Here is a 21675-nt window from a genome sequence, read left to right on the forward strand (position 1 = left end):
TCACACCCGCTCGATGATGGTCGCGACACCCATGCCGCCGCCGATGCACAGGGTCACCAGGGCGCGGCGCGCCTGGCGGCGTTCCAGCTCGTCGACCACGGTGCCGACCAGCATCGCGCCGGTGGCGCCGAGCGGGTGGCCCATGGCGATCGCGCCGCCGTTGACGTTGACCTTCTCCTCGTCGAGGTGCAGGTCCTTGATCCACTTGAGCACGACGGACGCGAACGCCTCGTTGAGCTCCCACAGGTCGATGTCCTCGGGCTTGAGGCCCGCGGTCTTCAGCACCTTCTCGGTGGCCGGGGTCGGGCCGGTGAGCATGATCGTCGGCTCGGAGCCGATCGACGCGGTCGCCACGATCCGGGCGCGCGGCGTCAGCCCGAAGGTCTTGCCGATCTGCTCGGAGCCGACGAGCACCAGCGCGGCGCCGTCGACGATGCCGGAGGAGTTGCCGCCGGTGTGGACGTGGTTGATCTTCTCCACCGAGTGGTACTTCTGCAGCGCGACGGCGTCGAAGCCGCCCAGCTCGCCGATGCCGGCGAAGGCGGGCTTGAGCTTGCCGAGACCCTCGATGGTCGAGCCCGGACGTCGGTGCTCGTCGTGGTCCAGCACGGTCACGCCGTTGATGTCCTTGACCGGCACGACGGACTTGGCGAAGTAGCCACCGGACCAGGCCGCCTCGGCGCGGTCCTGCGAGCGGACCGCCCAGCGGTCGACGTCCTCGCGGGAGAAGCCCTCGATGGTCGCGATCAGGTCGGCGCCGGTGCCCTGCGGGACGATGTAGTTGTCGTACGCGGTGGCCGGGTCCATGAACAGCGCGCCGCCGTCGGAGCCCATCGGCACGCGCGACATCGACTCGACGCCGCCGGCGATGACCAGGTTGTCCCAGCCGGAGCGGACCTTCTGCGCGGCGGTGTTGGTGGCCTCCAGGCCGGAGGCGCAGAAGCGGTTGAGCTGCACACCCGCGACGGTCTCGGGCAGGCCCGCGTTCAGCGCGGCGGTGCGCGCGATGACCGCGCCCTGCTCGCCCACCGGGGAGACGACGCCGAGTACGACGTCGTCGATCACCGCGGGGTCGAGGTTCGGGTGGCGGACCTTGAGTTCGTTGATCAGGCCGACCACCAGGTCGACCGGCTTGGTGCCGTGCAGGGCACCGCCCTTGTTCTTGCCGCGAGGCGTGCGGATCGCCTCGTAGATGTAGGCCTCGCTACTCACAGAACAACTCCTCGCGAGCGTGTGGGACGTCTTCGTACCGTGGCCGATGATACCGGCCAGTAGTGCTAATGACCATTAACATATCGCCGGACAACCCCATGGTGTCAATGGGTTGCACCTGTGCCGTTAGCCGCTATCGTCGACTCACCATGACCGACTCCGTGCGTAACGTGCGCCCCCGCGACCGCAAGGCCCAGCTGGCCGCGGTGGCGGCGGAGCTCTTCCGCGCGCGGGGCTTCCCCGGCGTCGGCATCAAGGACATCGCGGACGCGGCAGGCGTCACGGGGCCGGCGCTGTACCGGCACTTCGCGGACAAGCAGGCGATCCTGGCGTACGTCGTCCTCAGCGGCTTCGAAGACCTCGAAGCGGCGACGGCGGAGGCGTTGTCGGACTCGGTTTCGCAGGCCGACCAGCTGGAATCCCTCCTCGGCCGGCTCGCGACGCAGGCCGTCGAACGCCGTGAGATCGCGGCGCTGTGGCGCTGGGAGGGCCGTCACCTCCCGAAGGAAGACCAGCGCGAAATCGCCCGCCGTTCGACGCTCGCGCTGACGTCGTGGTCGAAGGCACTGCAGGTGCGACGCCCGGAGCTGGCGGCCGACGACGCGGAGCTGCTCTGCTGGGCGGCGCTGTCGGTGTTCGGCAGCGTGTCGGTCCACCACACGTCGGTGGCGCGCCGCCGCTTCGCCCAGTTGCTGGTCGAACTGGCGCTCGGTGTGCTCAACGCCACACTCCCGACGCCGTCTTCACCCCCCTCCGAACCGGCGCTGAGCCTCGGCACCCCGTCCCGCCGCGAGCAGGTCCTGGCGGCGGCGACCGGCCTGTTCGCCCAGCGCGGCTTCCACGACGTCAGCATGGAGGACATCGGCGCGGCGGCGGGCATCGCGGGCCCGAGCGTCTACCGCCACTTCCCGAGCAAAGCGGCCCTGATGGTGGCGATCGGCCACCGCGCGGCGGACCGCCTGGCCCTGGCGGCCGAGCGCGCACTACAGGCATCAGACGAACACGACGCCCTCCGCAGGCTCGCGGCGTCGTACGTGCACACGATCCTCCACACGCCGGAACTGCTCGTCTCGTTCTCGGCCGACCGCGTGACGATGCCGGACCGCGACAAGGCGGACCTGCTGCGGGTCCAGCGCGACTACGTCGCCCAGTGGGTGACGCTGCTGTCGGCGGTGCGCCCGGAGCTGCCCCCGCGCGAAGCGAAGATCACGGCCCACGCGGGGTTAACGATCGCTAACGACCTGGCCCGGACGCGACGGGTGGCGTCCCGGCCCCACTTCGAAGCCGAGCTGACGACTTTGCTCCACACTGTCCTCGGCGTGACATAATATCCCCGGACCGGTGGCGTTTCGAACCACTCGGGTGACAATTCTGGGACATCTCGCCGGGAAACATCACGGAAACGCGACCGGAAGCGGAAAATCACCCACCCGGAAATGACCGTTCGGATGACCGGATCCGGCACCGAACGCCACTGACTCCCGTGTGTGGACACGGAAGTAACACAGCGAAGTCGGGTGCGCGGGCCGCCGCGAGAATCGCCGGAGCGCGTAGAATGACTCGCACGGTCGCCACCTGGGGAAACGTCGAACGATGCCTCGCCTTCGGCAGCGATTCGCTTGCCTGCTAGGTTTTCACCCCTCCAGACCGGCTCCACTGAGAGGGGACGTCGCTATGCGCGGAGACCCGGAGATCTCGAGCGAACTCCTCGATCTCGGTGCCATGCCGCTGTCCGCGCTGCGCGCACTCGACTCCGTCGCGCTTCGACGTTCATTGCGGCACGCCGTCGAACGGACCGCCCACATTCCCGTCACGGCCAGCTCGAGCGGCGGGGCCAAGCGGGTCGATTGATCCAGGAAAAGGTTTTTCGCGTGCCGAGACCGAACCACGCAGTTTCCGAACCGGCCCCCCACACCCTGTCCTGGGCGATGTTCGACCAGCTGGCCCGCGGCGAAGGCGGGGCCGACGGCGTGCGCGCGCTGCGGGCCGTGGAACGCAGCCGGCGGCTGCTCCTGCTGCGCTGGCTGATCGACGAAGCCGCGGCGGTGCCGGGACCACTCCCCTCTCCCGAGGCAGCTTGGGAACTGCTCACCCAGGTCGAAGAAGCGGCCCCGGAAGCGCTGAACACGGTGCTCGCCCATCCGTACACCGGCTTCTGGGCCGGCTACGCGACGCGGATGCTCCACGAGCACCTGACTCCCTCGCAGCCACCGTGGATGATCGTCGGGCACATCCACGCCCTTGCCGCGGCCGCCGCCGTCCACGCGGGGCTCGGCTTCGTGCTCGACGTCCCGGCCTGGGAGGGCCGGGTCGCGCTGCCCACGCTCGGGCTGGCCCGGCTCACGCACCCGGACACGTTCTCGGTCGCCCGCGTGCGCAGCGAACACGGCGTCGTCCGGATAGCCAACGAGCACGCGTCGGTGACCCTGCCGGCCGACCCGGCGACCGACGCCGACGGCTGGTCGGGCATCCGGACCATCGCGCCGGGCTCCGGGGACGCCAGGCTGAAGCTGCGCATCGACGACGTCGACCCGTACCGCGGGCTGTTCGAGCCGGTCGCCCCCGACCGGCTGCGCCCCGAGGCCTTCGAAGCCTGGCGGGACGTCCTCGGCCGGGCCTGGCGGATGATCGCCGACCACCTGCCGGAGTTCGCCGCGGCCCTGCCGGCCGGGCTCGACTCCGTCGTCCCGGCGCCCGCGGTCCCCTTCCGGTTGCCCAGCGCGTCGACCGGGGAAGCCTTCGGCAGTGCGGTGATCGCCGAGCCCGACGACCCGGCGCCGCTGGCGGCCGCGCTGGTTCACGAGTTCCACCACATCCGGCTCGGCGGGCTCCTGCACCTGGTCCGGCTGCACGACGACGACCGCACCGAACGGCTCTACGCACCCTGGCGCGAGGACCCGCGACCGCTCGGCGGCGTCGTCCACGGCATCTACGCCTTCTTCGGCGTGACGTGGTGCTGGATGGCGTTTTCGGCCGCGGCCCCGGCCGACCGGCTCGCGGCGTTCGAGTTCGCGCACTGGCGTGGCCAGACCTGGCGGACGCTGCTGGCGGTCCGGGACGACCCGGCGCTGACCGACGCCGGGAAGCGCTTCCTCGACGGGATCGCGCAGCAGCTGAGGCCGTGGCAGGACCTGCCCGTCCCGGCCGAAGCGGCGGACTGGGCGGACACCCTGACGACCGACCACTACGCCGGCTGGCGGACACGTCACCTCCGGCCCGCGCCGGAAACGGTGAAGGAGCTCGTGAGCGCGTGGCTGGCGGGCGACCCCCGGCCACCCGCCGTCGACCTCACGGGATCCGTCGTCCTGGACACCGTTTCGGACGGCGAATGGCACAACGCCCGCACGGACCTCGTCCGGCTGCGGCTCGGCGATGACGGCGAGGCGCGGCTGGCGGAGCTCTGGCGGAAGGTCCACGGCGCGCTCGAAGCCGACTACGCGTACGTGGACGGGCGGATCGGCGACGCCGCGGCCGGCTACCGGGCCGTGCTCGCGGCCGACCCGGACAGCCCGGCCGCGCTCGTCGGGCTCGGCCTCACGCTGTCCGGCACGGGCAGCGGCGCCGCGGAAACCCTGCTGCGCTGCCCGGAACTGGTCCGCGCGGTCCACCGGGACCTGCGGACCGGCACGCCCGAACCCCCGGCGGTCGAGGACCTCGCCGAATGGCTCGGCCAGGGCTACAGCGGCATCGGGTCGATGTCGCATTCGGCCCGGACGCCGCCTTCGGCCGCCGCCAGCATCGGGTGACCGTCCCGCAGCACGTGCTGGAGCCGGGCCACCACGGCCAGCTGTTCGGCCCGGCCCTCCAGGTCCCGGCCCAGCCGCTGCAGGTCGATGGCCCGGTTGAGCCGGACCGCCAGCGTGCCGGGGTGGTGGTCGCCCTGCGTGCTGCGCGCCCGGATCAGCACTTCGGTGTCGAGCAACAAAGCGCGTTCCAGCTCGCCCAGCTCGAACCAGCCGTTGGCCAGGTTCGTCGCGCACGCGATGGTGTGCGGGTGGTCGCCGCCGAGCCGGTCGCGGAGCCGCTCGAGCGACCGTTCGTCCTGCCGCACCGCGGCTTCGGCGTTTCCCCGCCGACGCAACGTGACAGCCAGGTCCACCTCGGCGGCCACGGTGTGCGGGTGGTGCTCGCCGAGACTGCGGCGGTAGAGCTCCAAGGCACGCAGCCCCAGCTCGAGGGCTTCGTCCGGGCGGCCCGCGTGGCGCAAGTCGATGGAGTGCGCGAGCGCGCACGCCACGGCGTTCGGGTGCGCTTCGCCGTAGCTGAGCCGGAACTGCTCGAGCGCCCGGCCCGAAAGCGTCAGCGCCGCGGGGAAGTCGCCGTCCTTGCGCCGGGCCACGGCGAGGAAGTGGTTGCGCCGCAACACCCCGACCGTGCCCTCGCCGAACAGCTCGCGCACCCGCTGGACCACTTTCTCCTGCTCGACCCGGGCCCACGTGTAGTCGCCCAGCTCGCGGCGGCTGATCACCAGCAGCGTCAACGTGGTGATCGTCGCCGCGTTGTCCTGGCCCAGCACCTGGTGCCGGAGGCGGTAGGTCTCCGTGCAGAGCCGGTGCGCCTTCTCGTACTCGCCGGTGAGCAGCCACGAGACGACCAGGTCGGAAGCCGCGTCGAGGGTGACCGGGTCGTCGACGCCGAAGAGCTTGCTGGCCTTCGTGTAGGTCCGCAGGTTCAGGTCCCTGGCCTCGAAGAAGTCGCCTGCCGCCTTCTTGTCCACCGCCACCGAAAGCTGCGCGTTGAGCACCTCTTCGGAGTCTTCGTCGGCGATCTCGCGGTACAGCTGCAACGTCCGCTGGTTGATCTCGGCCGCTTCGGCGTAGCGGCCGAGCATGCAGAGGAAGAACCCGAGCCGCTCGGAGGCTTCGAGCGTCTGCGGGTCCGGACCCTCGGCGCTGCGCTCCCGCGACCGCTCGGACCAGCGCCGGACCGCGTGCCCCGCGAGCGCGACGGCGCCGTGGTGGTCACCCCAGTGGTAGAGGAACTTCATCAGGTTGATCACGAGCTGGCGGACCCAGTGGTCGTCGCTCTCGATCAGCTCGGCCGCGTACATGTGCGGCACGATTTCCTGGTAGCGCGGCCATTCCCGGGTCGACGCCGGGGCGTTCGGGTCGGTCTTGGCCAGCAGCATGTGCGCCCCGTGCTGCATGACGGCGCGTCGCGTCGGTGACATCCGGTTGCGCAGCACCAGCTGCACGAGCCGGTGCAGCAGCAGGGTGTCGCTGCGGTGGTCGAGCCGGGCCAGCCCGCACCGGTTGATGTCGCGCAGGACCCGGCCGAGCCGCATGGGGTCGCGCAGCGCGAGGTCGAGCTCCGGGGCGATCGAGACGCCGTGAACGCCGGTGAACAGGTTCCGGGAAATGGGTTCGGGCGCGAAGAACGCGCAGACCTGCAGCAGCTGGTACGCGGCCGGGTCCAGCGTCCGCAGCTGGTCGAACGAGACGCTCCAGGCTGCGGCGATCGGCACCTCGTACTCGGCGGGCATCGAGGCGTCGAGGATCTCGGCGACCTTCTCGTCGAACAGCCGCAGGTACTCCTCGATCGGCATGCCCGTTTCGGCGCGCCAGGTCGCCGCCTGGGCCAGGGCGAGCGGGAGGTCGCCGAGCTTGCCCGCGAGTTCGTCGGCCTGCTCGTCGGTGATCACCGGGTCCCGCCGGCACAGCAGGTCCTTGCTCTCCGCCCGCTCGAACAGGCCGACCTCGATCGGCTCGGCGACGGTGCCCGTCCAGCCCGGTGCGCGGGAGGTGATCAGGATCCGGCCGGGACCGCCGGGGAGGAACGGGGCGACCTGCTCGGGTGCTTCGGCCGAATCGAAGACGAGCAGCCAGCGGACGTGGGGCGTGCCGGTCCGCAGCGCTTCCAGCACCGCGGGCACCGCCGTGACCGACTCGTCGGCCCCGGGCAGGTGCAGCTGGCGCGCCAGCTCGGTCAGCGACGCCCGGATCTGCATCTCCTGCGCGGCCCGGATCCACCAGACGACGTCGTAGTCCTGCAGGTGTCGGTGGACGTACTCGATGGCCAGCTGCGTCTTCCCGAGCCCGCCCATCCCGTGCAGCACCGCCCGCGAGTCGCGGTCGAGCTCGCGCGCGAGGGTCGCGAGAAGGTCGCGCCGGCCGACGAAACCCGGGTTGCGGCTGGGCACTTCGCCGAGGACCGCGGGCGAGTCGGTGCTCACCGGCCCGGCGCTCCGGGACGGCTCGGTCTCTTCGTCCTCCGGGCGGGCGCGCCCTTCCGTCCTCGGCTCGGCCTCTTCCAGCTCGAGCTCCAGCGCGCGCAGCCGGTCGGCCCGGGCCAGGTACGGCCCGGACAGCGCCCGCATGACCGCCTGCTCCAGCCGCACCTCCGGGGCCAGTTCGACGGCCGGTTCGGGCAGCCGGGCCCGCTCCGGATCGGCCAGCGCGTCCCGCAGCCGCACCAGCACCGGGTACTCGGCGCCGAAGCGGTCGGTGGCCGCGACCACGACCTCCGCCGTCTCCGACCGGCGCCCGGCGGCCAGCAGTGCCGCCCGCACCGGCGCCGGGATCTCGAAGACGACGTCGTCCCAGCTCCGCTCCGGGCCGGTGTCGCCGGGGAGCTCCAGCAGACCGCTGGTGAACACCTCGGCGAGGTGCGTCGTGCCCGCCTCCGGCACCAGCTCGGCCTGGACGAACCGGGCGATCGGCAGCGTGACGGGCACCGCGGCCAGGAGCTTGGCCAGCCGGAACGCCGGCTCCGACGCGACGCCGTGGAACCGCCGCACGCGTTCCTGCGGAGTCACCGGAAGTGCCTGGTCGTCCGCGCGGGTGACCGGGTTCGGCTCGCCGGACACCAGCAGCACGGTCGCGGTGACGGGGTCCCGGTGCGTCCGGGTCACCAGCCGCGCCCACCAGCCGAGCCACCGCGCGTCCAGTTCGAGGAGCGGGATCGGTACCGGGCGCGGTCCCGGCTCGGCGGGCTCGTCGGCGGTCAGCCAGGCGTCCGGCAGCTCGACGCCGTAGGTCCCGTTGGGCCGGAGCGGCCCGGGGGTCTCGAGGAGGGCCTGCTGCGGGTTCAGCCCGCCGTGGCCCCACAACCACTGCGGCAGCAGGTGCACGACGGCCACCGGCATCGCGCCGCCCCACTGCGCGAGCAGCGGGGCGACGAGGTCGTCGCGCCACAGCTCGCTCGCGCCGTCGGTCAGCACCAGCAGCACCCGGTGCCCGGCCGGGTCCAACAGCTCCGCCGGCGGCCGTTCCGGTGCGTCCGCGGTGCCGCCGCGGAGCACGGCCCGCACGGCGCCGCCGGGACCGCGTTCGGCCGCCAGGAGCCGGATCCGGATCGACTGGAACGCACCGAGCTGCTTCAGCAGGGCGAGGAACGCGTCGATCGTCGGCTGCCAGAGGGCCATCGACGGGCCCGTGTCCAGCACGACGGTGAGGTCGAGCCCGCGGACCCGCCCGGGAACCGTGACCGGCAGCCAGATCCGGTCCTGGACACCGGTCTCCGCGGTGAGCTCCTCGTCGAGGACGGCGTCTTCCGCCCACGGTGACGACCGGGTCAGCTTGAGCAGCCGGAGCGCTCGGACGATGTCCGCCGCCCCCGGCAAGGGCGACGCCGGGGACCTGCTGCCCGCGCCCGGGTTCGCCGAGAGCGACGCGACGGCCTCACGCGAGAGGCCGGCGACCATCCGGTGCGGCGGCCGGGCTTCCGAGACCACCGGTTCGGGCGGCTCGCCGGCCGGCTCGGGCGCCCGGCGCGGTGCTTCCGGCACCGCTTCGGGGGCGTGCTCCGGCCCCGGCGCGCGCGGGGAACCGGTGTCCGCGTCCCTGATCGCGGCCGCCAGCCACAGCGCGTCGCCGACCTCGCTCCAGGTCGCTCCGGAGCCCGGCGAACCGCCACCCGGCCGGTCCACGTCAGCGCGCCAAGGGGTTCAGCTGCCGCCACAACGCGTCGACGAGATCCGACCACGACTCGTCGTCCGGCCGGTACGCCCCCGAAGTGGCCAGGAAGATGGCGTCGAGCAGCTTGTCCGCCGGAAGACCACCCGCGGCGGCACTGCGGGCGAGGAACTCGGCGATGAGCCCGGGACTTTCCGGGCCGTCGAGGGCGTGGCTGGCGACGATCGCGGCGAGCTGCTCGGCGTTCGGCTCCTTGGTCTCGAGGCGGAGGCACCGGCGCAGGAAGGCCGGCGGGAAGTCCCGTTCACCGTTGCTGGTGATCACGATGACCGGGAACGCGCAGCAGAGCACGCGACCGCCGTCGATCTCGGCCGTGCCCTCCGGGTCCGCGGTGAACACCTCGACCGAGCGCATGCGGTTGCGCACCCGGACCAGTTCGGGGATGTCGAACTCGCCGTCTTCGAACACGCTGAGAAGGTCGTTCGGCAGGTCCGCCTCGGACTTGTCCAGCTCGTCGATGAGCAGCACCCGCGGCAGCCGCCGGGGCAGGAAGGCCGTGCCCAGCGGGCCGAGCCGGACGAACTCGCCGATCGGCGGCTCGCCCGCGCCGGGCTCGTCGGCGGCCAGACGGGCACCCGCGGCCTGGGCGCGGCCGATGGCGTCGTAGCCGTACAAGCCCGCCTTGACCGTCGTCCGGGACCCGATCGGCCAGCGCAGCACCCGGCCGAGCCGCAGCTCCCGCGCGATCCGGTAGGCGAGGCTGGACTTCCCGCTGCCCGGCCGCCCGGTGACGAGCAGCGGACGTCGCAGGTACAGCGCCGAGTTGACCATCATGACCTCGAGCGGGTCGACGTGGCGAGTCGTGCGGATGTGTTCGGCGCCGAGCCGGCGATCCGTCTCCCGCTCGTCCTCGGGTGCCGGGCCGGCGCCGGGCGGCGGCACACCGGAGAACCGCCGCCACGGCGGCGGCTCCGGCAGCACGTCCATCAGGTCGATGCCGTCGAGCGGCCGTCCCGAGCCCTGGTAGACCGACCAGACCGGCGGGCCGTCAGGATGCGCGGTCTCGCTCATCCGGGCCTCCCTTCCGCGCACCGGCGGGGAACGGCGGGCCGTCGAGGAAGACCAGGCGGGCCGGGTCGTCCCAGAGGATCACCAGGTTGCGCGCCAGGGTCAGGTGCACCGGAATGGCGACCTCGCGGAACGCCTCCCGGCGGGACGCCTGGACGCGCGCCGGCAGGTCGTCGAGCCCGCCTTTTTCGACGAGCCACGAGACCACCTCCCGCAGGAGGTCCGGCGAAGCGTCGGGGTGCCAGAGCAATGCTGGGAGACCGGACCGCAATCCCGCCGCGAGTGCGTCCGAGCCCGGCCGCGGACGGGGCGGCGGAGCACAGTCGAGTATCATGACCACCCATTTCTCGTCGCTCAGGATCGCGTCGAGCTGGTGCCTTTTCCCGGTATCTTCACTGTCGCAGAAATACACCCGTTCAGCCGAGGGATCGGCCATCATCGCTTCCCACCGTATCCGCCAGGCGCGGTGCCATTGGCGGGACCGCATCCGTTCCAGTGACCGGACGACGATCGGGTAATCGAGGAACAACGGCCGCGGGTCGCCGCTTTCGTGCTCCTTGCACCACAGGTGCACGGGCAGGTTCAGCAATGAACGTGGCAACACGAACTCAAGCGCGACTTCGCCGCGGTACTCCGCCCACGCCCGTTCGGCGTCCACGACGAGCGCGTCGACGTGGTGTTCCAGCTGCTCGACCTCGACGGCGACGAGACCGCCGCGCGTGGGTGGCCATTCCGCCGGATCCTCCTGCCGCCAATGGGAAACCAGGTGCCGGTCCGGGTCGATCCCGTCGGGTTGCACGACGATCATCAGGTGCAGCCGCGCGCCTTCCGGCACCGCCCGTTCGCGTTCCGCGCGCAGTTCGTGCAGCCGTGGTTCGGCCTGCAACCGCCGCGCCTGGGCCGTGTTCCAGTCGCGCAGCCGCTCGCCGAGCGCGGGAGCGCATTTCGCCGCGAGCAGTTCGACGAACGTCAGCGACGGCGGCAACCCGCTCGCCGGGGTGTTGAAGTCAGAGAGGACGTAGAAGGCTTCCCACGCGTCCCGCACCTCGGGCACCGGGCCGGCTTGCCCGGCCGCGCGCCGGACCAGCGCCGTCAGGTGCGGGGGCACGACGCCCGACAGCACCGAGCGCAGCCACGCCGATTCCGGCTCCGGCAACAGGTCGTGCATGCGCGGCTGGTGCACGAGCCGGCGGATCGCGTCGGATTCCGGGGAGCCCGGGCGCATCATGCGGACCGCACCGGCGAGCGCGCTCATCCCGCCGTCCGCTTTCGCACACGCGTTGACGACTTCGATCAGGTGGTCCCGCCCGGTGGCCTGTTCCGGAACGGTCAGGGGAAAACCCAGGTTGTCGTGGATCAGGTCGAGCAGCAACGCCCGCCCGGCCGGATCGACGGCGAGCCCGGCGGCCGCGAGGACGTTCACGATCGCTTCCCGGACCGCGACCCTGGTCCCCGGCGAAGCCCGGTATTCCTGCCGCGGTCCGTAGACCCTTTCGCCGGCCGACACCTGCCGAACACCTCCCCGTCGTGCGAGCCCGGGAAACGTGAGTTTACCTATCCGGACCCGGCGGAAAAGGGGCAAAAGCTGGACAAAGAATCAGGCGGGCCAGTTCGCGATGATCTCCGCGAGCGCGGTGACCTGGGGCGATTCCGGCTCGATCGTCTTGATCGCGTCCAAGAGGTCGTCGAGACCGTTCGTGAAACGCAGGCAAGTGCGCGCCAGCGCGATCACGTGCAGGCGGTCTTCGGCGTGGTAGGGCACCACGTCGGCGATTTCCCGGCGGGGGAACAGGTCCAGCAGCAACCGGCGGCTGTCGGCCTTGCGGACGCACGGAACCGCGAGCAGCGCGTCCACCAGAACCATCAGATCGGCGGGGGTCGACGGCCGGGTCACGCGCACCGGGAAGCCGTTCGCCACCGCGCCGAGCAGGCGCAGCCACGCTTCCGTCTTCGTTTCCTTGACCTCGACGGGGATTCGGCGGTAGGAATCGGCGTCGGCCGCCGGATCCGCGCGCACGACGTCGCGGAAGAACGTGTCGGAAACGATCAGCGCCAGCGCGGCACCCGATTCCTTCAGCGCTTTCTTCACCGCGGGCTCTTCCAGGAGGCGGAACGCGAAACTCGTCGCGTCGCTGATGGTGCCGTGGCTGCCCTGGTAGACCTCGCCGGCGTGGAGGGCCACCCGCAGGCGGACGTTCGCCTCCTCCGCGTGCACCGCGTTGTACCGGCGCAGCTCCGCGAGCATCCGGTCGGGCAGCTCCGCCACCAGGTCGGCCTTCGCCACCTCCGGGGGCAGCTGGATCATCGCGCCGTCGCCGGTGTTCTCCATGAAGAGGACGTCCCAGGGCACCCCGACGTCCGCGAAGGCCGAGCGCATGAGCTTCCAGAACCCCTCGTGGACGACGAGCCGGTGGGCCGTCGTGCGCCTGGGGTCGTTGTAGCCGGCGATGTCGACGGCCATGATCGTCTTGTGGTGCGCGGCCGCATAGGAATGCACGACCCACCTCCCCACGTCCGCCGTCCATTGTCCCAGACGTATGCACGTCCGGCCATGTTCGCGCAGGGCGTTACCGCGAAACGGGACCTCCTTGACCTGCTTTCGTCCATAATTCGGCGTGCCCACGAGACGCCTGCACCTGGTGAGCGCGGACGAGGACCACCGCGTCTCCACCATCGAGCTCTTCTTCGACCTGGTCTTCGTCTACGCCATCACCCAGACGACCCAGCTGATGGCCGACCACCTGAGCCCCACGGGCGTCGGGCAGGGGCTGGCCATGCTCGCCGTCCTGTGGTGGTGCTGGTGCAGCTACGCCTGGCTCGGGAACACCATCCACGTCGACCACGGGGTCGCGCGGCTGGCGATGTTCGGCGCGATGGCCGTGATGTTCCTGGTGTCGCTGACCATTCCCGAGGCCTTCGTCGACCACCCCGGCGGGCTGTTCGCGCCCGCGTTGTTCGTCGTCTGCTACGCGCTCGTGCGGTTGCTGCACCTGGTCGCCTACCTCGGCGCCGCGCGCCACGACCCGGGGTTGCGGCACGTGCTGCTGCGGATGTTCGTGGGGCTGCTGCCGAGCGTCGCGCTGCTGGGCGTGGCCGCGTTCCTGAGCGGGCCGTGGCAGCTGGGGCTGTGGGTCGTGGCGCTGCTCGCCGACTACCTCAACGTCTACCTCACCGGGCCCGAGGGCTGGCGGCTGAACTCGCCCGCGCACTTCGCGGAGCGGTTCGGGCTGATCGTGATCATCGCGCTCGGGGAGTCGATCGTCGCGATCGGCATCGGGATCGGGGCGCTGCCGATGTCGTGGCTCGTCGCGGGCGCGGCGGTGTGCGGGCTGGCGCTGGCCGCCGGGATGTGGTGGACCTACTTCGACGTCGTCGCGCGCGTCTCCGAGCACCGGCTGACCCGGGCCACCGGGATCGAACGCACGAAGCTCGCCACGGACTCCTACACCTTCCTGCACCTGCCGCTGATCGCCGGGATCGTGCTCGTCGCCCTCGGGCTGAAGAAGGCGTTCCTCTACATCGCCGACACCGAGCACCACACGCCCGGCGAAGCACTGCACGGCGTGCCGATCTGGACGCTGACCGGCGGGCTCGCGCTCTACCTCGTCGCGCTCAGCTCCCTGCGCAAGCGCAACCTCGGCAGCTGGAACCACCAGCGCGTCGTGCTCGCGGTGCTGCTGGTCGCGGCGACGCCGCTGCTGGAGCACGTGCCCGCCGCCGCGCTGCTCCTCATCGTCGCCGGGCTGGTGCTCGGGCTCATCACTTTCGAACGATTCCGGTTCGCCGAGTGGCGCAGAAAAGTGCACACCGCTCACTCGTAAGTGAGCCCACACTGGCGCCGAGCGGCCTCCCGCGTTAACCTACTGGCGAGTAGGTAACGGATGGAGGGCCACATGGCTGCGCCAAGGAAACGGGACGCGATGGGCTGGGGCCTTTCCGCGCTGACCCGGCTGGCCGGGAGCAAGGCCGTCGACCGGGCGGGGCTGCGCAAGCCCCTCGAAGGCCTGGTCACGGCGGGAACGCGCAACGGGTTCCGCGTCGCCGGCGCGGCGACGCGGTCGTTCAAGTCGGTGCAGAAGCTGGGCAAGCCCGCCCGTCTCGCGCCGGCCGGTGACACCGGGTTGTTCGATCTCACGCCGAGTGAAGACCAGCAGCTCATCGTCGAGACGGTGACCGAGTTCGCCGCCGAGCAGCTGCGCCCGGCCGCCGCGGACGCCGACGCCAAGCTCGAGGCACCCGAGGGACTGCTGACCAGGGCCGCCGAGCTGGGCATCAGCCTGGTCGGCATCCCCGAGGAGCTCGGCGGGGTCGGCACCGAACGCTCGGTCGTGACCAACGCGCTCGTCGCGGAAGCGCTTGCGCACGGTGACCTCGGCCTGGCCGTGGCCGTGCTCGCGCCGTCCGCCGTCAGCACCGCGCTGGTGAGCTGGGGCGACGAGCAGCAGCAGGCCGACTACCTGCCCGCGTTCGTCGGCGAGAACGTGCCCGCCGCGGCCCTGGCGCTGCAGGAGCAGAAAGCGCTCTACGACCCGTTCAAGCCGGCGACGAAGGCGCGCCGCACGCCCAAGGGTTACCAGCTCGACGGCGTCAAGTCGCTGGTCCCGCGCGCGGCGCAGGCCGAGCTGTTCATCGTGTCGGCCGATCTCGAAGGCCGCGGCCCGGCGCTGTTCCTCGTCGAGTCTTCGAACGCCGGCGTGACCATCGAGGCCGAGCCGGCGATGGGCCTGCGCGGCGCCGCGACCGGCAAGCTGCACCTGGAGAAGGTGTCGCTGCCCGCGGGCGCGCTGCTCGGCGGCGGCAAGCTCGACGTCTTCACCGACCTCGTCCGGCTTTCGCGGCTGGGCTGGGCGGCGCTGGCCGCCGGCACCGCGAAGGCCGTCCTCGACTACGTCGTGCCCTACGTGAACGAGCGCGTCGCGTTCGGCGAGCCGATCAGCCACCGGCAGGCGGTGGCGTTCTCCGTAGCCGACATCGCGATCGAGCTGGAGGGCCTGCGGCTGGTGACGCTGCGCGCGGCGGCGCGGGCCGAGCAGGGCAAGCCTTACGCGCGAGAGGTCGCGCTGGCCCGGAAGCTCGCCGTCGACAAGGGCATGCAGATCGGCAACGCGGGTGTGCAGCTGCTGGGCGGGCACGGCTTCGTCAAGGAGCACCCGGTCGAGCGCTGGTACCGCGACCTGCGTGCCATCGGCGTGATGGAAGGCGCCGTCCTTCTTTAGGCTTCGGAAAGGCGTTAACGATGATTAACCTGGAAACCCCCAAGAAGGCCGGCGCGCTGATCAACCAGGCGTACCAGGCCGCGGCCGAGGTGTTCCGGCCGATCTCGCGCAAGTACGACCGCGCGGAGCACACGTACCCGGCCGAGCTGGACATGTTCGCGGCCCTGCTGGACGGCCTGAACTCGTCGGGCGAGGGCGGCGCGGGCGCGGCGGGCGTCCGGCGGTCCGCCTCCGAGAAGGAGGAGAAGGGCAACCGCAACGGCGCCAACCTGAACGTCGTGCTCGGCACGATCGAGATGTGCTGGGGCGACGTCGGGCTGCTGCTGTCGATGCCGCGCCAGGGCCTCGGCAACGCGGCGATCAGCTCGGTGGCGACGGACGAGCAGCTCGAGAAGTTCTCCGGCATGTGGGCGGCGATGGCGATCACCGAGCCGAGCTTCGGCTCGGACTCGGCGGCGGTGACGACGACGGCCCGCCTCGACGGCGACGAGTACGTGCTGAACGGCGAGAAGATCTTCGTGACGTCGGGCGAGCGCGCGGACGCGGTGGTCGTCTGGGCGACGCTGGACAAGTCCAAGGGCCGCGCGGCGATCAAGTCGTTCGTGGTGGAGAAGGGCACGCCGGGCTTCGAGGTGGTGCGCGTCGAGCACAAGCTCGGCATCCGCGCGTCGGACACGGCGGTGCTGCGCTTCGAGAACTGCCGAGTGCCCCGCGAGAACTTGCTGGGCTCACCGGAGATCGACACGAAAAAGGGCTTCGCGGGCGTCATGCAGACGTTCGACAACACGCGCCCGCTGGTGGCGGCGATGGCGATCGGCGTCGCACGGGCGGCGCTGGAGGAGACCCGGAACATCCTGACCGCCGCGGGCGTCAAGATCGACTACGACCGCCCGGCGAACTCCCAGCACGCGGCAGCGGCGGAGTTCCTGCGCCTGGAGGCGGACTACGAGTCGGCATACCTCCTGACGCTGGAGTCGGCCTGGATGGCGGACAACCGCAAGCCGAACTCCCTGCAGGCGTCGATGGCCAAGGCCAAAGCGGGGCGTTCGGTGGTGGAGATCGCACTCAAGTGCGTCGAACTGACCGGGGCTTACGGCGAGGAATCACTCCTCGAGAAGTGGGCCCGGGACGCGAAGATCCTGGACATTTTCGAGGGGACGCAGCAGATTCAGCAGCTGATCGTGGCTCGCCGGATCCTCGGGAAGACGTCGGCCGAGCTGAAGTAGTTGTGACGTAACGGAAAGCCGCCCGATCGCTAGCCCTTCTCGGGGCACTGCGACCGGGCGGCTCTCGCGTCGGCGGGGACGGCGTTTCATGATCAGGCCGCCTCCAGGCCGTCATCCAGGGCAGGCCGTCCGAACACCGCGTCGACCGCCTCCCGCGCCCGCTGGTGGCTCGACGGGACGAGGTGCGTGTACGTCCGGAGCGTGAAGCCCGGGTCCGTGTGCCCAAGGTATTCGGCCAGTTCCGCGATCGAGACCGCACGGGCCAGGAGTGTCGACGCGTAGAAGTGACGGAGTGCGTGCATCCCGTCCCCGCGACCTCGGTACTTGACCCCGGCAGCCCGGAACGCTCCGTGCCATACAACCTTCGTGAACAGGTCCCCTGAGTACAGCCGGCCATCTTCACCAGTCATCAGCAGCCGTGCCGTCACCGGCTCACCGTCAGCGCTCTGCCAGGGAAGCGTGACGGCCACGGACGGGAACCGGTCCTCGTGGTCATCGATCTCGGCCAGCATGGCGGCCGACAGTGGGATGGTCCTTTCCTTTCCCCGCTTGGGAAGCGCGAACATCATCACGCCCCGAACCGTCTTGATCTGTCGACGAATCCGCACAGTCATCGCCGTCCGGTCGACGTCGTCCGGTGAGAAGCCCAGAATCTCACCCTGCCGCAGACCGAAACCGGCACCGAGCGGGACCGCGATCTTGAACCGCTCCGCGAGCCCCGATCGCACAGCCTGGACACGTTCCTCCGGCCATACGACGATCGGCGGGCTACTCGCGACCGGTCGCCGCACGGTCTTCGCGTGACACGGGTTCTCGCGAATCCGGCGGTCGTCCACGGCCGAATCCATCACGCCGGAGACGGTGTTGAACAAGACCGCCTGGTAGTTGTCCGAGAGCTTCCGCTCTTCCATCGAGCCGACCCAGTCACGAATCGTTGACGGCTTGATCTGCCCGACCTTCTTGGTTTCGAAGACCGGGTAGATCTGGCTTTCGAGCCGACTGAGGATGGTCGACCGCGTGCCGGGGTCCGGGGACTGGCTCTTCAACCAGCTCTCCGCCTGCTGACGGAACGTCGTCATCGAGGCCCGCGGATCGATGTACTTGTCTTCGCGCTTGTCGGATTCGACGCCGATGAGGAAGTCCTCAGCGCGCTTCTTTTGCTTGTCCGCGAACGACTTCGAGCGTTCCTCACCGTCCGGGTCGAGGTACCGCACCTTGTACCGCAGCCCGACGCCGTACAGCTCGGACCGTTCCATGACGGGCTTGCCCCGCGCGTTGAGGATGACCTTTCCGGTCACCGCATCCCGCGCGGGGCGATACCAGCGATCTTGAATGTGACCCATCAGGCCGCCTCCGCGTCGACCCAGGCACGCAGCTTGGCCGGGTCATAGCGCAGGTGCCGGCCGATCTTCTTGACCGGCGGGCCCTCGCCGCGCCACTTCCACTGGTAGAGCGTCTTCACCGGGACCCCGAGGTAGTCGGAGACGTCCTCGACGGTCCAGAGCCGATCGATGTTGCTGATGTTGTTCATTGCTCCCCCTTTGATCAGGCCGCGAGTCCAGTTGCCGAAGTTTCTGGAGGTCTCTCCGCTGCCAGTAGCGCCCGGTCGTACTCGGCCTTCCACGTGATCCGTTCCGCGATCGCCCGCATCACCAGGTGCGGCCTGGGCGGGACCTGCGGATCTCCGGGCTCGACCTTGCGCCACACCTGCTGAGACCGGTCGGCCTCCGGCTTCTCGATCCCGACCGCCGCGAGCGCCTGGAGCACAAAGGCCCGCCGGTCGGCCTTGTGGTCCACGAGCGTCTTGCCCGACCACTTCCGCGAGACCAGTACGCGGCGGCCGGGCAGCCCGAGCGTGGTCCGGCGGTGAGCGCGGCCCTTGCAGTGCCCCGGGGTTGTCTTGCCCGTGACGCTCTTGGGCTGGATGCCGTAGAGCAGCCAGACCGCGCAGCGCGGCGAGCACGGCGTGACCGACAGCTCGGCGTGTAGCCGGTCGTGGTGATCGGCTTGAGCCGCGCTGTCGGCCTCGACCACTTCACCCGTGGACTTGGTGAGGTACTTGGTCAGGTAGCCGATGTGGCGGCCGACCTCTTCGGTGCCGCCGAGGATGCCTTTCGAGTGCACCTGACGCCCGAACCGCACGACGTGCGCCGGACGCTCCATGGCCTCCACCGCGTCGTCCCACCGGGTCAGCGGCTGACGCGTCTCCGGGTCGACGAACCCGCGTTCGGGACCGTCCCAGACCGGGCGGCGGTCGGTGTAGACGATCTCGTCGTGCGTCGGCCACCAGACCTGGTGGTAGGTGGCTTCGGTGACCTGGCGGATCACGTCGTGCGGCACCGAGCCCCGGATGGCCGCGTGCAGGTGCGGAGCGGCCCGACGTTGGGGCTCGACGGTGGCGAAGTACTGCGCGTCCCAGCCGACGACCCGGCGCAGGTTCTGCCACCACCGGTCCACCAGCGCGGAGAAGTGCACCGCGTCCCGAGCAGCCCGCCGGTAGTCATATCGACTCGGGTCGACCGGCGAGCCGTCGCCACGGACCGGGCCGTAGGTGTCGCAGGTCAGCGTGACGAACATCGACGGCCGGAACTTCCCCGCGTACTCCCGCCCTACGGTGGTCTTCGCGACTTTGCGCCGGGGCAGGTTCGGCGCGTCCTGCCGCCGCTTGGTCGAGCGCTTCACGGCCCGCTTGGCTGGCAGGTCGAGGGCGGGCAGGCGACCCCGCATCCCGAGTTGCCGAAGTTCCGCGTCGACCCCGGCGACCTCCTCCCGCAGTTCCTCGGCCTCCGCCTGGTCGTGCTCGACTACCTCCCGATAGGCCGCGACCAGGTCCGCCCGGTAGGTCAGCAGCTCCTTGTGATCGTCCGAGGGCGGCTCGGCGGTCAGGTTGGGTTCTTCGGTCATGTGCCAGCCCTCGCGGCACTGGGCCTGCCGAAGCGCTTTTGCCTTCCGAGCGCACGGCAAGCACACCGACTCGACGGTGGAGCCGCAGGGCACCGGGACGTAGCGGAGTTCGCCGGTCGTGGTGTCACCGACTTCCATCGTGAAGGGCCGGACGCAGACGCCGTGCTTCTCCGCTGTCGCCCGGATCACGTCAGCCGCGAGCGGGGTCCGCATCCGCTGAGCGCGTGTCTCGGTCATCAGGCCGCCACCTCCCCGGGCGAGGACCAGCCGCGAAGCAGGTAGACGGGCATGTCCTGCTTTGCCCCGGCCGGGAGGTCGGGGAACGTGCTCGGCTCGAACGGAGCCACGCCGAAGACGCGGACGGGGATGCCGCAGGGTGTCCGGCCGGTGATCGACAGGTGGACCCACGTCCCGTCCCGCAGCCGCCACAACTGGGCTGAGACGTCCTCGAGCGTGTGCGCCCACACCACCAGCGCCCGGGCGACCTCGGACAGGCCATCGGCATCGAGCTGGACCTTGATCGGGCTCGACCAGGCGTTGACGTCGACCGTGGCGACCGGCGGCAGCTGGTGGGAGTCCAGGTGATCGCGGATCGCGTCGAGAAAGATCATCAGCCGGTTCACGCGGCCACCCCCTCACCGCCGTGCCGCAAATCCGCGACACCCCCGTTGGTCACATACGCCTCCAGCGCCTTCACCGTGCTGTCAGAGACCCACCCGGCCCGGATGCGCAGCGGTTCGCGGATGCCCTCGCCCCAGACGTAGCCCACGCCGGCCTCCGAGTCACCGATCCGGTTCGCCCAGGCCCCGCGCTCGTACGCCCCCTCACCGAGGACCATCCCGACGTGCGTCTTGGAGGTCACGCGCAGGCACACTCGCCGGGTGAACAGCTCCCGAACCGGCACAGTGTCCTTCGTCGGTTCCTGGACGTAGCCACGGACCGAGATCCCCAGCGCCCGACCCTGCGTCGTCAACAGCGCGACTCGCTCCACAATGGCCTCACGCGTCTTGCGGTCGGTGTACTTCGTCAACGCGCCGATCTCGTCGAACTCCAGCAGCTCCAACGGATACTCCGCCGACACCGGGATCGTCCGCAGCCGCCCGGCGAACGCGCGCTTGCGCGATTCCATCTCCTCCACCAAGCCGTCAAGCAGTTCAACCGCGTCCTTGCCGCCCACGGCGTAGCGGGAGAAGATCCCACGCCCGTAGGCCAGTTCCATGCCCTTGGGGTCGATGCCAGACATGCGCACCACCCCGGCCCGGATCGCCGAGGCCGCCGCGACAAGCGGGCACCACATGACGCTGTTCTTGCCCGCGCCCGAGGCACCGGCGGTCAGGCAATGCGCACCGGAGCCCAGCAGCGGGACGCGCCAGTCACGCCCGTACTCGGTCCGACCGGCCCAGACATTCCGCAGGTCCACCCCGGTCGAGTCGACGCCGTCCGGAACCTGCGGGCCGGCCACCCCTCCGCTGAGCAAGTCGCGCCGCTGGAAGTCGATGGACACGATGTTCGGGGCCAGCTCTCGGACCTGGCAGCGAGCGACCTTCCGCGCAACGGCCAGCGCCCGGGCGGCCTCGTCGAAGTCCTCCGGCTTCTGCCCGGCCACCAGCTCAACCCGCACCTCATCCCACGAGGCACCGGAACGGACACCGAGCACCTTCGGCAGCCGCGCGTTCGTCCGATTCGACGTCGAGCGGGACAGAGCGCGTCGACGGCCGACGAGGTTCACGTTCACCACCACCGGCATTGCCTCGTCCCGTGCGGACAGACCGCAGGCGTGCAGCCAGTCCGGGAGCTTCCGGCCGTAGACGGCCCACCGGAACCACCACGAGCGCAGGAACCGCCAGCACCACTGGTCAAACGAGACAGCGTCGATCACCCACCATGACAGCAGAACCGCCGCCACGCTGCCCAGGATGAGCGCCAGGGAGAGCCAGCCGAACAGCTCGCACCAGGCGTACACCGCGACCACAGCGAGGCTGGTTCGCCACCGGATCACGACCTGCGCGAGCATCCACACGACCGCCTTGCACAGCCACCACAGCGCCACGAACACCACGGCCGCCGCAGCCAAGGCTTCCAGCACTGAAGCGAGTGCCCGGCCGATCTTGTGCAGCACCCAGACGCCGAGTCCCAAGGCCGCCAGGGCGACCACCGCCAAGCTTGCCGACATCACCGAGCACCCCGCTTCACCCG

The 21675-nt window shown here is 70.7% G+C and carries 16 protein-coding genes; 6 read left to right on the forward strand and 10 right to left on the reverse strand.

Annotated elements, in window-relative coordinates; all coding sequences use genetic code 11:
* Positions 1-1212, reverse strand: coding sequence for an acetyl-CoA C-acetyltransferase (locus ACYVLJ_RS01030; RefSeq protein WP_451967894.1), 1212 nt, complete (start codon positions 1210-1212; stop codon positions 1-3).
* 149 nt (positions 1213-1361) lie between these two features.
* On the opposite strand from ACYVLJ_RS01030, the gene ACYVLJ_RS01035 reads away from it, so the two are divergent.
* From ACYVLJ_RS01035 to ACYVLJ_RS01045, 3 genes are all read left to right on the forward strand, one after another.
* Positions 1362-2540 (forward strand): TetR/AcrR family transcriptional regulator, encoded by a 1179-nt coding sequence (locus ACYVLJ_RS01035; RefSeq protein WP_460437445.1) that lies wholly within the window; start codon positions 1362-1364, stop codon positions 2538-2540.
* A gap of 346 nt (positions 2541-2886) precedes the next feature.
* Entirely contained in the window at positions 2887-3063 is a 177-nt protein-coding gene (locus ACYVLJ_RS01040) for a hypothetical protein (protein WP_451967897.1), read from the forward strand.
* Positions 3064-3083: 20 nt separating this feature from the next.
* Positions 3084-4958 carry an HEXXH motif domain-containing protein gene (locus ACYVLJ_RS01045; protein WP_460437446.1) on the forward strand — a complete coding sequence of 625 codons (1875 nt, stop codon included), beginning with the start codon at positions 3084-3086 and terminating at the stop codon, positions 4956-4958.
* Here ACYVLJ_RS01045 and fxsT read toward each other — a convergent pair.
* The 4 genes from fxsT to ACYVLJ_RS01065 all read right to left on the reverse strand — a co-directional run bounded on the left by fxsT (position 4889) and on the right by ACYVLJ_RS01065 (position 12645).
* Positions 4889-9079, reverse strand: a complete 4191-nt coding sequence (gene fxsT, locus ACYVLJ_RS01050) for an FxSxx-COOH system tetratricopeptide repeat protein (protein ID WP_460437447.1) — start codon at positions 9077-9079, stop codon at positions 4889-4891. The two genes, ACYVLJ_RS01045 and fxsT, sit on opposite strands and share 70 nt — an antisense overlap.
* A gap of 1 nt (position 9080) precedes the next feature.
* On the reverse strand, positions 9081-10136 hold the full coding sequence (locus ACYVLJ_RS01055) for an AAA family ATPase (protein WP_451967901.1): 1056 nt from the start codon (positions 10134-10136) through the stop codon (positions 9081-9083).
* Entirely contained in the window at positions 10114-11556 is a 1443-nt protein-coding gene (locus ACYVLJ_RS01060; protein WP_460437448.1) for a VMAP-C domain-containing protein, read from the reverse strand. Before ACYVLJ_RS01060 ends, ACYVLJ_RS01055 begins: the two co-directional genes overlap by 23 nt.
* A 174-nt stretch (positions 11557-11730) precedes the next feature.
* A complete protein-coding gene (locus ACYVLJ_RS01065) occupies positions 11731-12645 on the reverse strand; it encodes an effector-associated domain 2-containing protein (RefSeq protein ID WP_451967905.1) in 915 nt (304 codons plus the stop codon).
* 103 nt (positions 12646-12748) lie between these two features.
* Here ACYVLJ_RS01065 and ACYVLJ_RS01070 point away from each other — a divergent pair, with 103 nt between their 5' ends.
* The 3 genes from ACYVLJ_RS01070 (at position 12749) to ACYVLJ_RS01080 (ending at position 16575) form a co-directional block, all read left to right on the forward strand.
* The gene (locus tag ACYVLJ_RS01070) at positions 12749-13954 is read left to right on the forward strand and encodes a low temperature requirement protein A (RefSeq protein WP_460437449.1); all 1206 of its coding nucleotides are present in this window, start codon (positions 12749-12751) and stop codon (positions 13952-13954) included.
* Between the two features lie 99 nt (positions 13955-14053).
* The gene (locus ACYVLJ_RS01075; protein ID WP_451969796.1) at positions 14054-15349 is read left to right on the forward strand and encodes an acyl-CoA dehydrogenase family protein; all 1296 of its coding nucleotides are present in this window, start codon (positions 14054-14056) and stop codon (positions 15347-15349) included.
* Positions 15350-15369: 20 nt separating this feature from the next.
* Positions 15370-16575: an acyl-CoA dehydrogenase family protein gene (locus ACYVLJ_RS01080; RefSeq protein WP_460437450.1), complete on the forward strand. Its 1206-nt coding sequence runs from the start codon at positions 15370-15372 to the stop codon at positions 16573-16575.
* A gap of 92 nt (positions 16576-16667) precedes the next feature.
* Here ACYVLJ_RS01080 and ACYVLJ_RS01085 read toward each other — a convergent pair whose 3' ends face one another.
* The 5 genes from ACYVLJ_RS01085 to ACYVLJ_RS01105 are packed head-to-tail and all read right to left on the reverse strand — an operon-like array spanning position 16668 to position 21652.
* Complete coding sequence (locus tag ACYVLJ_RS01085; protein WP_460437451.1) at positions 16668-17918, reverse strand: tyrosine-type recombinase/integrase; 1251 nt, start codon at positions 17916-17918, stop codon at positions 16668-16670.
* Positions 17918-18106, reverse strand: a complete 189-nt coding sequence (locus ACYVLJ_RS01090; RefSeq protein ID WP_176175096.1) for a helix-turn-helix transcriptional regulator — start codon at positions 18104-18106, stop codon at positions 17918-17920. The genes ACYVLJ_RS01085 and ACYVLJ_RS01090 overlap by 1 nt, the downstream gene beginning before the upstream one ends.
* A 14-nt stretch (positions 18107-18120) precedes the next feature.
* Positions 18121-19716 (reverse strand): replication initiator, encoded by a 1596-nt coding sequence (locus ACYVLJ_RS01095; RefSeq protein WP_460437452.1) that lies wholly within the window; start codon positions 19714-19716, stop codon positions 18121-18123.
* On the reverse strand, positions 19716-20102 hold the full coding sequence (locus ACYVLJ_RS01100; RefSeq protein WP_460437453.1) for a hypothetical protein: 387 nt from the start codon (positions 20100-20102) through the stop codon (positions 19716-19718). The genes ACYVLJ_RS01095 and ACYVLJ_RS01100 overlap by 1 nt, the downstream gene beginning before the upstream one ends.
* Positions 20099-21652 (reverse strand): FtsK/SpoIIIE domain-containing protein, encoded by a 1554-nt coding sequence (locus tag ACYVLJ_RS01105; RefSeq protein WP_460437992.1) that lies wholly within the window; start codon positions 21650-21652, stop codon positions 20099-20101. The genes ACYVLJ_RS01100 and ACYVLJ_RS01105 overlap by 4 nt, the downstream gene beginning before the upstream one ends.
* Positions 21653-21675 lie beyond the last annotated feature (23 nt).

Source organism: Amycolatopsis stemonae, from assembly GCF_054781455.1.

What these genes read in the sequence shown, in the direction of transcription:
- ACYVLJ_RS01075 (WP_451969796.1), top strand. Translation starts at nt 14,054, where the DNA reads ATGGGCTGGGGCCTTTCCGCGCTGACCCGGCTGGCCGGGAGCAAGGCC.
- ACYVLJ_RS01055 (WP_451967901.1), bottom strand. Translation starts at nt 10,136, where the DNA reads ATGAGCGAGACCGCGCATCCTGACGGCCCGCCGGTCTGGTCGGTCTAC.
- ACYVLJ_RS01105 (WP_460437992.1), bottom strand. Translation starts at nt 21,652, where the DNA reads ATGTCGGCAAGCTTGGCGGTGGTCGCCCTGGCGGCCTTGGGACTCGGC.
- ACYVLJ_RS01085 (WP_460437451.1), bottom strand. Translation starts at nt 17,918, where the DNA reads ATGGGTCACATTCAAGATCGCTGGTATCGCCCCGCGCGGGATGCGGTG.
- ACYVLJ_RS01090 (WP_176175096.1), bottom strand. Translation starts at nt 18,106, where the DNA reads ATGAACAACATCAGCAACATCGATCGGCTCTGGACCGTCGAGGACGTC.
- ACYVLJ_RS01040 (WP_451967897.1), top strand. Translation starts at nt 2,887, where the DNA reads ATGCGCGGAGACCCGGAGATCTCGAGCGAACTCCTCGATCTCGGTGCC.
- ACYVLJ_RS01080 (WP_460437450.1), top strand. Translation starts at nt 15,370, where the DNA reads ATGATTAACCTGGAAACCCCCAAGAAGGCCGGCGCGCTGATCAACCAG.
- ACYVLJ_RS01035 (WP_460437445.1), top strand. Translation starts at nt 1,362, where the DNA reads ATGACCGACTCCGTGCGTAACGTGCGCCCCCGCGACCGCAAGGCCCAG.
- ACYVLJ_RS01095 (WP_460437452.1), bottom strand. Translation starts at nt 19,716, where the DNA reads ATGACCGAGACACGCGCTCAGCGGATGCGGACCCCGCTCGCGGCTGAC.